Source organism: Puniceibacterium sediminis (genome assembly GCF_900188035.1).
GTDB lineage: Bacteria > Pseudomonadota > Alphaproteobacteria > Rhodobacterales > Rhodobacteraceae > Puniceibacterium > Puniceibacterium sediminis.
On sequence record NZ_FZNN01000005.1, the window covers coordinates 219,340 to 232,053 of the forward strand.

Annotated in this window: 8 protein-coding genes and 1 tRNA gene; 3 read left to right on the forward strand and 6 right to left on the reverse strand. The window is 58.7% G+C overall.

Going from position 1 to position 12,714, the window contains the following annotated elements:
* The first annotated feature begins 16 nt into the window (after window positions 1-16).
* Entirely contained in the window at window positions 17-1,276 is a 1,260-nt protein-coding gene (locus tag CHB75_RS08015; RefSeq protein ID WP_217898768.1) for an McrC family protein, read from the forward strand.
* 210 nt (window positions 1,277-1,486) lie between these two features.
* On the opposite strand, the gene CHB75_RS08020 is transcribed toward CHB75_RS08015, so the two are convergent.
* The 5 genes from CHB75_RS08020 to CHB75_RS08040 form a co-directional block, all read right to left on the reverse strand.
* On the reverse strand, window positions 1,487-6,229 hold the full coding sequence (locus CHB75_RS08020) for a glycosyltransferase (RefSeq protein ID WP_176439087.1): 4,743 nt from the start codon (window positions 6,227-6,229) through the stop codon (window positions 1,487-1,489).
* A gap of 353 nt (window positions 6,230-6,582) precedes the next feature.
* Window positions 6,583-8,235 (reverse strand): IS66 family transposase, encoded by a 1,653-nt coding sequence (gene tnpC / locus CHB75_RS08025; protein ID WP_089270013.1) that lies wholly within the window; start codon window positions 8,233-8,235, stop codon window positions 6,583-6,585.
* A gap of 64 nt (window positions 8,236-8,299) precedes the next feature.
* Window positions 8,300-8,653, reverse strand: a complete 354-nt coding sequence (tnpB, locus tag CHB75_RS08030) for an IS66 family insertion sequence element accessory protein TnpB (protein ID WP_089270014.1) — start codon at window positions 8,651-8,653, stop codon at window positions 8,300-8,302.
* Window positions 8,650-9,108 (reverse strand): IS66-like element accessory protein TnpA, encoded by a 459-nt coding sequence (gene tnpA / locus CHB75_RS08035; RefSeq protein WP_089270015.1) that lies wholly within the window; start codon window positions 9,106-9,108, stop codon window positions 8,650-8,652. Before tnpA ends, tnpB begins: the two co-directional genes overlap by 4 nt.
* Before the next feature lie 462 nt (window positions 9,109-9,570).
* Window positions 9,571-10,491, reverse strand: coding sequence for a hypothetical protein (locus tag CHB75_RS08040; protein WP_089270016.1), 921 nt, complete (start codon window positions 10,489-10,491; stop codon window positions 9,571-9,573).
* A 166-nt stretch (window positions 10,492-10,657) separates the two neighbouring features.
* Here CHB75_RS08040 and CHB75_RS08045 point away from each other — a divergent pair.
* Window positions 10,658-11,796 (forward strand): IS3 family transposase gene (locus CHB75_RS08045; RefSeq protein ID WP_217898769.1). Its coding sequence is split into 2 segments (ribosomal slippage): window positions 10,658-10,913 and window positions 10,913-11,796, totalling 1,140 coding nucleotides; the frame shifts between segments, so codons are not numbered across the junction.
* Between the two features lie 322 nt (window positions 11,797-12,118).
* Window positions 12,119-12,481 (forward strand): hypothetical protein, encoded by a 363-nt coding sequence (locus CHB75_RS08050; protein WP_089270033.1) that lies wholly within the window; start codon window positions 12,119-12,121, stop codon window positions 12,479-12,481.
* Between the two features lie 138 nt (window positions 12,482-12,619).
* Here CHB75_RS08050 and CHB75_RS08055 read toward each other — a convergent pair.
* A tRNA-Met gene (locus CHB75_RS08055) sits at window positions 12,620-12,696 on the reverse strand.
* Window positions 12,697-12,714: the final 18 nt, after the last annotated feature.

Consider the following 12,714-nt stretch of genomic DNA (forward strand, 5'->3'; position numbering starts at 1 on the left):
GTTTCGAGAGCGTGACATGGTCAGCATCGGGCCTGACGGCGATTTAACCGAAGAAGAGGCAGAGAGCATCGCGCGCCTGTCATTGCGATTGCCGAACGGCGCACTGAGCTGGGGCCACCGGGCGCTGCGGTTCGGCCCCTTCTGTGGGGTCATCCAAACCCCGCAGATGATAATCGAGCTTTTTCCGAAGATCGAGAGCGGCCCCCAAGCGCCAGAGGACATGCGTGGACTGCTCGTTGGCCTGCTTGCGCGGGCAGGCGAACTGGGGCCGAAGCGAGTGGGCGAAGCCACTCTAGGTCAGCAGAGCAGTCACCTGCTCGACGTCTTCATCGAGGACTTCTGCGACCAGGTGAAAACAGCACTGCGTGGCGGGGCAATCGCTCGATATACTGAGAAAACGGAGAATTTGAACGCGATCCGTGGAAGACTCGAATTGACGGATCACCTGCGGGCAAACGCCTTTGACCGATCACGGCTGCTGTGCCGTTTCGACGAGCGGAGCATCGACAACGGTTATAATCGAGCGCTGAAGGCAGTTCTGAGGGTCCTTCATGGCCACGCTCTTAGCCCACGGACACGCGCCATCATGGCGTCGATACTGCACCGCTTCGATGACGTGGCCAACGTCCGAATTAGTGTCAGCGACCTGGATGCGCTTCGCCTCGACCGCACGATTACGCACTGGCAACCGGTATTCCGGAAGGCCGCGTGGCTGCTGGCGGGCCTTTTCCCGGATCTACGCATTGGGGACACCTCCGGCTCAGCGTTGCTCTTCAATATGGAGAGGCTGTTCGAGACCGTCCTCGGCCAACGCATCCGCCGCGAATGCCAGGCGATCGGTGAACGGCGCTTTTCTGTGGGGCTACAGCGCCCACAAAAAAATCTCGCCACTTCGGGGTTCCAGCTTCGACCGGACATCACTGTTCTTGACGGCGAGGTGGCCTTTGCGATTTTCGACGCTAAGTGGAAGCGCCTCGAGATCGGTAAGCCGAACGCCGGTGTTTCGAGTGCCGATGCGTACCAGATGAACGCTTATGCGGACCGTTATTGCTGCAATCGCCTGGCGCTCGTCTATCCAGCCACGGCGGAATTTCCCTCCGGAAGCGTGACAAATTTTGTGCTGTTGACTGCAACACGGCCAGTGCTTGAAGTACTCACCATTGACGTCCGCGACTTGGCCTTCGGTAGCGGCCTGCCGCCCGGCTTTGATGCAGTGCTGCCAAGCGCGCTGAAGAGGCCGCAATCACCTGCGCTATCGTTTTTCGCCACAGTATGAATAGGCTCGCAGTTAGCTAAAGCGGACGCAACTGGACTGAAATTCGAAAGGATTCATTAGGGCCACCACAGACTGTTGGATTCTTTGCTCGCTGATGGCAAAGCAAACACTGGTAGCAACAAGGTTTAATCCGCGGGTATCCTGTTCGAGCCACAATCCATCCATCACTTTTTCCTTTGGAGCCTTAAAAATTGAGCGCTCCTGAAGGCGCTATAGCTTCAAGATGTCCAACGACAGGCCGCGTGCAGCTTTATCCCAAGTTAGGCGAAGCTTTAGCTCGGCGCGCAACTTAGCCGCCCGGGCGAATGCGGTTGCATGGTCGGACAGCGCGGAGTCAACTTTCGCTGCCCACTCATTACGATTTGCCACGTCACCGAGCGTTACCGATGCAATGCTAGCCTCAAAAAGGTCGGGATCCAGCCCTTGGTTCAACGCAGGATCGCGCAGGTATTCGGCGAGGCCGCTTTCCGCCGAAATGATGACGGGCACGCCGGCGGCAATCGCTTCGAGGCCAGTCAGCCCAAATCCTTCCGCGACCGACGGCATGATGATCAGCGCCGAGCCGACATAGTCCTGCACGAGCTTCGCCGGTTCAGTCGAGAACGTACGTAACTGAACAAATTGTGAATAGTCCCCAAAATTTCCAATGTTCTGGAACTCGGCCAGAGCCTGTTCTTTCGTGAAACCGCGCATCACCAACTTCGGCGTATGCCCGGAACTCCAGGACCGGGCCGTCGCAACACTCTTGATGACGTCGCACGCTAGCAGACCTCCCTTGATGCCAGCGTCCTCCATGCGGCCCGACATTAGGCAGGCATTCACTTGCAGATTTGGGAGGGCTGGCGTCAACTCAAGCAAGGCTGGGCTGAGGCCCGGCAGCAGCATGGTCATGGTAGGTACAGGCGCTTGCCACAGAAAGTTTCTCTTGATCCGTGGCCCAACAGCGACGACCAAATCGGCTCGTTTCGCGAGTTCGATTTGATCGTCAAGTTTTGCTTCGCCTCTTAGCGGGTCGAAAAGGTCATCTCCGTGAGGCGTTTTCAACCCCTCATTTTCATGCGGAATGGTGTGGAGAAAATGAACGTATTTAGCGCCAAACCGGTTGGCCAGAGCGTGCGCGGCGGGGCCTGTAATATGATCGTGACCAATCAGCAGATCCGGTTTGGTACTGAGATGTTCCGCATCGCACAAAAGGAAGCGTGCATGCCCTCGGATCTGGACTGATTCCGGGCATTGGACGAGCTCAACCCGGGCCGTTTTTGCATTAAGGACGTCGGTGCCAGAGGCATCCGGGACAAGACACAGAACCTTATGCCCAAGTGCAGCAAGCGCGATGCAGAGCTCACGGTTGACCGTGGATATGCCGCCATGATTCGAGGCCCATTCAGTCGCTACTGCAAGTATCGTGCGACGATTGGTTTGTGGTAGAAGGCCCGATGGCGCTGGTGCGGGCGCCGCGATGTTCATTTCAAAGGGAATGCCGTCACTGTCATCGGTCTTGGCTATAGGCTTTTCCGAAACGACCGGCTCGGTCAGAACGCCCATGTCGCCGATTCTAGCCAGAATATCTGCGGGGTCTTCAGGGCGCTTCGCCTTGGCACGGACGGCATGGCGGGCCCGCTCGATCGACCAGCCCAGAATATCGTACAGTTCGGGCAACGCGTCACGCATCCGGTACATTTGCTCGAGCGCGGCGTTTGTCCCAGCCGAGACGAGCCGAGACAGCAGCACACTGCGCAATTGCTCAACATAATCGGGCACACCAAGCATGCGCGCGCCAGACACGGTTGGCGGGCGCTCAGGCAAAAGTACGGCCAAATCGATGTAGGCCTGAGCCAAGGCATATTCGGACAGCGCGTCGAAATCGAACGAGCGATCGAAGGCAACTTCGCTAGCAAATCTGGTCCAGATCGACCGCGCGAGCGCCTCGTTTCGCTCGCGCAAAGCAAGGAGGTCGAACCATGTATCTGCCGGGCTTTTGCCAAGGAGCTCAATGATACCCTTTTCAATCCATGCGTCTTCGGTCGACACACCTGCTAGATTCGCGGAAGACGACGTCAGGGCATCGTAGATGAGCCGCATCGCGAGTGTGTCATCGTTGCGCACTAGATACGCGATAATCTCAGACGCCGCATTATTGCCCTTGAGATCTCCGGCACCGCGCAATTCGTGCATGAGTTCCGAGAGCGGGCGATCGAGCAAGCCGTCAAGGAGCTCGAACACCTGTCTGCTTAACCCCTTGGATGCAGCGCCAGTGGCGATCTGCCGGACCGCGGCCAGCACCGATCCCGGCGCGACGCGATAGGCGACACGCATCAGTCCACGCTGCGGATTTCCGTCGGTGTCAAAGTCGTTCCCGACGTAGCCAAGCACCGCCGGTGCCCAAACAGCCCAGGTTTCGGCGGACAGTCCTTCGAAGGTACTCCGATCCTCTTCGCGAAGTAGGCGCAGCGCCCGAAGGCCGGCGTTTGCCGGCCGGTGACTGGTGCTCGTGCCCAGCCAACTGAGATCGGTCAGCGGGGCGTCGCACAGATAGACGACGGCCGTTCGCCGAATCCGCTCGCGTTCTTGGCCGTCGAGTGCCCGCCAACCCGGCGTCACGGTCAGATCAGTCTCGAACTCAAAATGCCCATCATAATCGCCGCTTGGTTCGTGGAAGAGCTCGAGGTTGAGTTGCCACCACAGTGCCGCCTCGCCCGCTTCGATCCGGTCAAGTAGACCGGTCACTGACGAACGCCAAGACACCTTGGCCTTGGTTTCTCGCTCCTCGGCATCGTGCCTCTCGCTTTGCCGTTTGGCGCTTTGACGCATGTACTCGGCAGCAGTCGAGTCCAGATCGATCGAGTACCGAGCTGTGAGCGCGTGCTGCAGCTCAGGCACTCGCAATGCCGCCGCCCAGACACGATCGAGCGTGTTGATCGGCAGCGATTGTGTGAGGTCAGCTATGATCTGCGCAAGAGGCTTGCGTAGGTCTGCACGCTCCGCCAGCATCATCGCAAGATATGCGTCGAGATCTTCCGGTCTGAACAGCCCGGCCAAGTGGTGCATAAGCATTACTACGTCGCGAGGCGGATTGTCTGCCTGCCGAAGGCTCTCCAGCACTAGTGCGGATCGCGATTCGGAACTATCCGGCCACGGCAGCGGTGCGGCTGCGTCATTCAAGACCATCTTATAAATTTTGAGGTCAGCAGTGACGAGAAAGGCCGCCAGCGCCTTCCGTACTTCGGGATCCGCAATCCGAGCAATGGTCGCGCGAAACAACTTTGCCATAATGGGCTGAAGCTCATCATGGTCGCCTTGGGCTGTGTCGAGCCGGCGCTGCAGCCAAGAGATGGTGTCGAGCGCTTGGCGCGAGGTAAGATCCGGCACGGTGAACCGGTAGAGAAAGAGCTGGTAATTCCCTATGAAATTGCGCTTGCGAGGGACCGTCAGCGCCCCTAGCAATTGCCGAAATGGCAAAGCGTCTGGCCAGCAAGTCGATAGCAGAATGCCGCGCAAGCGATCGTCTGTATCACTATCGAGACTGCTCGCCAGAATCGGCGCGAGGAGTTCGGGTGCGTCGTCCCCGTTCAAGCGCGTAACCGTACGTGAAGCCATCGATCGGATCAGCCCATCGGCGTTGGGATCACTAGCCACCTCGAGCAAAACCGGAGTCAAACCAATTTCTTTTGCCTCGGCGGCAATATCGATCGCAGCACGCCGCTCGAAGGGCGGCGTCAGAGCGTCGACGATGATAGGCCGCAATTGCTCGGTGAGTCCCGGGTGTCTCAAGGAGCCGAACAGAGGAACCAGCTGATCGTACTGGTCGAGCAAATCGTCCGCCGCAAATCGCTTCAGTATAGCCGCCGTCAGCCTATACTTATCCGCAGACTGTAGGGTGGCGGCCTGTGCGCGTAGCAGTATATCTGGCTGCCGCTCGAGGAGCATGTCGAAAAATGGCGGGACCATCGCTGCAGCCCAGCCCGCCACCTCAAGAAGCTGTGGCGGGATCCCGCCCGGCCCGCCGACCTCGGGTACATTTAGTAGCGACAGGATCTGACCAGCCGACAGGCGATGATCGGCTAGATATCGAGCTGTCAGATAATCGACGAACGTTTTGTGGGTCCATTCGAAGATTCCGGGTTCGACTTCGGCGAAAAGCGGCGTAAGCAGGATTTCGGTAAGTATCGCGGGTGTCGCAACGACGCTGCCAGCCGGGGAGGGTTCGAGGCCCCCCGCAATCCGAGCGACCGGAAGAAGGTCCGGACTGACTGAGACGCTGCCGGGAGTGAACCGCGTGATATCACAGAAGGTGGTTGCAACAGCAAGCCGGCCGGCGACAACCACGCGAGTCGCGGCATTCGCGATCTCTGGCTCAGCCAACGCACGTTCGACGACGCGCTCGAGCAGATCAGCTTGCCTCGACGGCAGTGTTTCACTTCCAAGATGGCTCCGAAGTAACAGTCTCAGCAATAGCGGGCTGCTCGCCATCGCTCGCAACTGCTCATCCAACAAACGTTCGGAAAGACGCTCGCGTTCTGCGACCTGCGGCTCCGTGCGCTCGACTGCTGCGCGGATGTCTTTTTTTTCGAGCGGTGCCAGCGTTAGCTTCTTGAAGCTTCCGATTGGCCAGCGCTGTTCAATTACTCGGTCAAGCTCCTCGGTCCAAGCCGCGGTTCGGCATGTCAACGCGATCCGCAGCAACGCTCTCTTGCGATTACTGACAAAAAGCTGATCGAGGAAGTGGGTCAGAACTTGTTCAGCCGACGTCGGCGGACCGGCAATCTCGTCGATGCCATCGATCAGGATATGCCAGGGCCGCTCTTCATCTGCCCAACAGCGTTGATGCTCGGATGAGATCAGCGCGACGAGGTCGGTAGCGAAATTGGTATGCCCGCCACGGAGCAGATCAACCTGCTCGCCCTTGTCCCTCAACCAAGCCGCAAGTCCTTCTATTTCGTGGGTCTTGCCCATTCCGGGGGCGCCCAAGAGCACAAGGCACTGTGCTTCTGCGACTTCTGTCAGAACCACAGGGGCGGTTTCGGTGGCCGAGTCCGAGCGATCCGCGCCAACGGTCGCGCCGCCTTCTGGAAGCCAGTGTCTCGTCCATGTAAAATTCTGTTCGTGCGGGTCGTTGTGGCTGGTTGTCATCTCAACCGGTTAACAGATTCACATGCGGGGGGCCAATAGCCTGATATGAACAGCCTGAGCTCATTTGAGCGAAACACTGTATGCGCCGTCTCCGCCCCATTGATTTCCCGCTTGCGGTCAGCCCGTCTGGCGTTGGACGGCGGTTCGATGAGCTCGTCGGGGAGTCTCGGATGAGCTCACTCTGAGGCGATGACCTTTTGGGCATAGGCCCACGGCATCAGAGCGTCGATGTCCTTAGCCAAGTGGCCGTTGGCCAGCTTGGTGAAGAGATCGCGCAGGTAGGCGTAGGGTTCAACGCCATTCATTTTGCAGGTGCCAATCAGGCTGGCGAAGCGGGCCCAATTTCTTCCGCCCTCGTCGTGGCCCGCGAAGAGTGCGTTGCGGCGGTTCATGGCGGGACTGCGGATGGCGTTCTCGACCAGATTGGAGTCGATGTCGACGTGGCCATCGCCGAGGAACAGGCGGAAGCCGTCCTGACGGCGCAGCATATAGGCCATGGCCTCGCCGAGCTCGGATTTACGCGAGACGCGTGCGGCCTGCGCGGTTAGCCAAGTGAAGAACTCATCCACCAAGGGGCGGGACAGGCTCTGGCGCACCGCCCGGCGATGATCGGGGGCTGACCCGCGGATTGCGCCCTCGACCTTGTAGAGCGCGGCGATGCGCAACAGCGCCTCGTCCACGATGGGCGAGCCCTTCTTGGGCTTGGCCTTGATCAGCTTGCGCCGCCCATGTGCCCAGCAGAAAGCCAGCCGCAATGGCTTGCCTCCCGTGCGCTTGGGCGTGGCCAGATGGGTATAGGCACCATAAGCATCGACCTGGATCGTGCCGTTGAAGCCGTCGAGGATCTCGGCGGCATATTCGCCTTTGCGCCCAGCACGATAATGGAACACCACGCCCGGCGGCGCGGAACCACCCCAGCCACGGTCGTCGCGCAGCACTGCCCAGAGATAGCCGGTTTTGGTCTTGCCTCGCCCGGGGTCCAGCACAGGGGCCGTGGTCTCATCAACATAAAGCCGTGTGCTGCCCTGTTTCAGGATCGTGGCCATGTGATCGACCACGGGCGCGATCAACGCGCCGGTCCTGCCCATCCAGTCCGCCAGCACCGAGCGGTCGATCGGCACCCCGAGCCGGGCCATGACCACGGCCTGCCGATTCAGCGGCATGTGTTCGGAATGTTTGGAGACGGCGATCTGCGCCAGAAGCGCCTCTGTCGGCCAGCTGCCTTCCAGAAGGTGCGCCGGCGCCTTCGCCTGCACCACCCCCGCACGCCCCTTCGGGCAGGCGTATTTCGGGCGCACCGTGACGATCACCTGATAGCGTGCCGGAATGAAGTCGAGCCGTTCCGTCCGATCTTCGCCGATCCGGACCATGTCGCCGCAACCACAAGGGCACGCAATGCTGTCGGGTTCGATCACTCGCTCGACGCGCGGCAGGCTCTGGGGTAGAGCGCGGGTTTTGCGCTCCTTGCGTGGGGTCGCCCTTTCGGGATCGGCCGCACTGGCCGCGATCTTTTCTTCGACTGCAGCGATCTGCGCCTGAGTCTCGGCGATGGCCGTCTCCAGGTCTTCCAGCGCCAGTTCAAGCTGCGCGGGGTCAAGTTTTTCCGATTTGGGCCCGAACTTCGCGCGCCGGTATTCCTGAACCTGGCCTTCCAGCTTCTCGATCAGCTTCTTCAACTCGGTGATGAAGGCGTCCTTCTCGGCCACAACCGACTGTTCGTGTTGCCGCGCCGCACGCTCGACGGAAAGCTCGAATTGCAGCTCAGAAACCGCCTGAACCACCTCGGGCGGCAGGCCTGGAAACAGGCTGAGATCGAAGGGCTGCGACATGCACTTTCATAGCCGATCTCGGCAGGAAAGCCCAATAAAACAAGGACAATACCCGCCAAATGAGTCATCCTGCCGCAGCCGGCGGCGGCACCCGCTGCGCCATCACCCGACGCCAGTCCAGCCCTTCAAACAAGGCCTCGAACTGCGCCCGCGACAGCCGCATCGTTCCGTCCTTCACCTTCGGCCAGGCAAAGCTACCTTGCTCCAAGACCTTGTAAACAAGCACAAGACCCGTTCCATCCCAAACCAAAATCTTCAGCCGGTCCCCGCGTTTCGAACGGAACACCACCGTCACGCCGGAATGCGGATCCAGCTTCAATTCGGTCTGGATGATCAGCGCCAGCGCCCGGTGACCACAACGGAAGTCCACAGGCCGGGTCGCAATCAGGATCGGCAGCCGCTGCCCAGCAACGATCATGCCGCCCCACGCAGCGCGCGCACCAAGGCTGCAACCCGCTCCACCATCACATCGTCCGGAAATCGCAGCACAAGGTCCGCCCCGACTTCCAGCGTCATGATCCCCTTGGACCCATCGCCACCTTCAGAAACCGCCGACGCATCCGCAGGCACTTGCAGTTCTGGCGTAACCGCGAGCGGCACAAAGGCCTGTTCCGCAGGCCCATCGTCAGCCGGGACCAGGGCCACCATCAGATCGCCAGGTAGGGCCAGAAGACCTTCGCGTGCCTGCCGCCGCCAGTCCGACAGCTGATGCGGAATGAGACCATGGCGCCGGGCGACATCCACAACACGCGCCCCAGGTTGGAAACTCTCCGCGACAATCCGCGCCTTCACATCGTCAGGCCAGCGCCGGTTCCCCCGCCGAGGCTCGACTACCTCGCACCGCCCCACAAAACCATCTCCACCATCCGCCATGCCAAATCTCCGACTGTGTCCAAGGACCTTCTGGCAGACCCGTCACCCGGCAAAAACGTGCGAAATCAATGGGGCAGAGACGGCGCATACGAAACACTGCGAGTCTGGTTGAGTGAAGTCCCACCGAAAGTGTTTGACTCAGAAGAGACCGGTAATCACCAATGGCACTGGCTAGCCGAAAAGCTCGGGAAGTGGCAGTTTTCATGGGCGCGGCTGACGGTTGGTTTTGAATGACCGCATTTCCCGCACAGCGGTTGGTCGTTTGAGACAAAAACCTCCGGACACAAATGGACAGCAAGAATCAGTCGTTTCTGTCCCTTCGCGCGCTATACTACTGCTTCATCAGGTAATCCTAGACAGAGCGCTAAGGCAAAGTTCATCTTGTTTTGGCACGTTTATGGCCCATTCCAAGAGCCGCCGTTCGCTGCGAGTAGCATGAAGGGACGCTCAGGGCCGGGTGCGTCATCGGGTCGGCGCTTGAGCAGAGGAATGCTTGCGATCATCAGCGAACATCTGGCTTGCCCACCTCTCGAGCTTGACTAGATTTTTTGCATGCTCCTGATCGCTATATTGCTCCTCGTTATACACTTCTTGAAAAAGCTCAGACGTTTGCATGGCAAAGTGAGGGGGTTGGACTTTTATTTCCTCACATAACTCGCTGGCAGCTTTGCACAATCTTTCGATTGTTGCACCCAAGTGGATCCTCCCGTGCGACGAAGCGGCGTTCCAACGAAACTTGGGGGAGCTCTTGAAGCTGACGAGAAGCCTAACGAGTTCTTTAAGTCTGCTCATCTTCTCAGAATGGTCTGAAAATTCCTTCGGACAAGAAAACCAAATAAACTCATCAATCATCCTGTAGTCCGATGGGTTTGGCATGCCTTCAAATGCCCTTGGAGAAACGCCCACTATTGGACGCCCACCGATCTCTCGGTCAATGAAGACCCGAGCACCTTTACCCGCTCCTTCTAGCTGCGCAGCTCTCGTAACGGCATTTCCGCAAATGAAGTGCCCTAAAGATCTTCTAGTCTTTTTTGGCTCAATGATCTGACCAAAAGTCATCCCGCCTCTGGCGAGAATTCCAGTTCTCGTGTTCTCAAAAAATATTCTGTGCGCTGCCTGAACGACCAGGCTTTCGCTTCTTGACCACAGAAACGCACAGTCCGAAAGCTGCGCAATTTTGAGGCCTTCTATATTGCATTCGTGAAGGTTCTTGCGAAACTGTGAAAGCAGGCGAGCGCAGAAGAGCTGATTTCCGTCTACCTTTCGGCACTTGGGGGCCAGTGCCTTGAAGTCATGAGCAGAGACAAGTGGCTTTTCAGATGTTGTTAGTGCGCTGATACCCAATATGTCGACAAATAATACCGCCCCATCGTACTCAATCATTGTTTTCCTGACCAAATCTTTGCTTTTCACGCATGAGTGTTGTTCCAAGGAGGAAAGTAATCAAGGCCGCCGCAGTCAGTTAGAGGTGGTTCCGGAAATCTGAACAGCCGGGATAAGTGGATTTTCCGCTCAACAGCAGCATGATGCTGCGAGCGAGGAGAAGACCATGGCACGACGACCACGCCGGAACCACAGCCCGGCATTCAAGGCGAAAGTAGCGGTGGCCGCTATCAAGGGCGAGAAGACCATGATCGAGTTGGCGCAGGAGTTCGATGTCCATCCGAACCAGATCAAGCAGTGGCGCGACCAGCTGCTTGAGGGGGCGACCGGGGTGTTTGGCGAGACCCCGAAGGCTGAGCCGGAGCCGACCATCGATGTGAAGACCCTGCATGCGAAGATCGGAGAGCTGACGCTGGAGAACGATTTTTTGTCCGGCGCGCTCGGCAAGGCGGGTCTGTTGCGGAGCGCAAGAAAATGATCGATCCCACGGCCAAGCTGAGCGTCAGCCGTCAGGCCGTTGTGCTGGGGATCAGCCGGGGAGCCGTCTATTACAAGCCCCGCCCGGTGTCGGACGCCGATCTGAAGCTGATGCACCGGATCGACAAGCTGCACATGGAGTTCCCCTTCGCGGGCAGCAGGATGTTGCAGGGCCTGTTGGTGCAGGAAGGGTTCAAGATCGGGCGGTTGCACGTCGCCACTCTGATGAAGCGCATGGGCATCGAGGCACTGTATCGAAAGCCGAACACCTCGCAACCGGCGCCGGGGCACAAGATCTACCCCTATCTGCTGCGCAAGCTGCCCATCATCCGGCCCAATCAGGTCTGGGCGATGGACATCACCTACTTCCCCATGGCGCGCGGCTTCATCTATCTGGCGGCGGTGCTGGATTGGTTCACCCGGCGCGTCCTGGCCTGGCGGGTGTCGATCACGCTGGAAGCGGATTTTTGCATTGAAGCAGTGGAGGAGGCGCTTGCGCGCCACGGTGCGCCCGAGATCTTCAACACGGATCAGGGTAGCCAGTTCACATCGACCGACTTCATCAAGGTTCTGGCCGCCCGCGAGATCAAGATCAGCATGGATGGCAAGGGCGCGTGGCGCGATAACGTCTTCGTCGAACGCCTCTGGAGGACCATCAAATACGAAGAGGTCTACCTGCGGGCCTACGCCAGCGTCTCGGAAGCTCGCGCCGGGATCGGCCGCTATCTCGGCTTCTACAACAGCCGCCGCCCACATTCATCGCTTGACGGCAAAACGCCCGATCAAGCCTACTTCAACCAGCCGATGTCCGAAGCGGCAGCGGCATAACCGAGGCGGAAATCCACTTAGAAAACGCCCGGAACCTGTTCAGACAAACCGAGCCACCTCTGTTGTCAAGCAATGTCTGCTTCGGTTGCGCTGCATTGCAGCACCGTGGCTTGTTTTGTGAGGCAGCTTTGGGCCGATCGCGTCAGAGCCACCCTCGGCAAGAAGATTGGTAGTTCTGCTCTGCCAGAAGACGGCTGTGGCCATCGCTGTGACGAACGGCTCAGGCCGGCGGCGCTGGTTCAAGCTAGCGGAATAACAGTCTATAATGTAGCATAAGATGGCGGCGTTCGGCGCTTGTATCACTTCGAGGGGATTGGCCGTAGTGGCAAGGTTCGAAGACATATGGCACGAACAGTGCGAGGCCGCGAAGACGATCAAGGCCCGGTATGGCGATCAAGCCGCTTTCGATTATCTAGTCGGTGAGAAGCTGCTGCAATTCACCTCGGCGGCCAAAAGGCACCCAGAGTTCGCTGCCCAGCTTCCGGCATTCGTGGCGAAGGTCAGACAGATGTTCTTCGGCGCTAATATGGATGCGTATCTCGATGCTCTTGAGGCTCAACTGATCGAAAGAGCCCATGACGTCGATGATGAAGACGTTGAGGTGCTTGTTGCCGACACAAGCGATTTGGAAAGCCTCCGGCAGATCGCCGATCTGTTGCTTGCACCAAATCTGGGAATCGCGTGATGGAAAATGTTTATACGGCTATGCGCTTGAATACGAGGGACTTCGCCCCCTCTTGCTTCCGCAGTGCTTCCGAAATGTTTGAACGCAAAAAGCCGCCCCGGAGGGCGGCATTCAAGCATTTGTATTGTTTGGTAAATTTGGTTGCGGGAGTAGGATTTGAACCTACGACCTTCAGGTTATGAGCCTGACGAGCTACCGGGCTGCTCCATCCCGCGACGCTTTTGGCATAGGCG

Bases quoted from the DNA above. Each gene is read 5' to 3' on its own strand.
- CHB75_RS08015 (WP_217898768.1), top strand. From the start codon at position 17: ATGGTCAGCATCGGGCCTGACGGCGATTTAACCGAAGAAGAGGCAGAG.
- CHB75_RS08020 (WP_176439087.1), bottom strand. From the start codon at position 6,229: ATGGGCAAGACCCACGAAATAGAAGGACTTGCGGCTTGGTTGAGGGAC.
- tnpC (WP_089270013.1), bottom strand. From the start codon at position 8,235: ATGTCGCAGCCCTTCGATCTCAGCCTGTTTCCAGGCCTGCCGCCCGAG.
- tnpB (WP_089270014.1), bottom strand. From the start codon at position 8,653: ATGATCGTTGCTGGGCAGCGGCTGCCGATCCTGATTGCGACCCGGCCT.
- tnpA (WP_089270015.1), bottom strand. From the start codon at position 9,108: ATGGCGGATGGTGGAGATGGTTTTGTGGGGCGGTGCGAGGTAGTCGAG.
- CHB75_RS08040 (WP_089270016.1), bottom strand. From the start codon at position 10,491: ATGATTGAGTACGATGGGGCGGTATTATTTGTCGACATATTGGGTATC.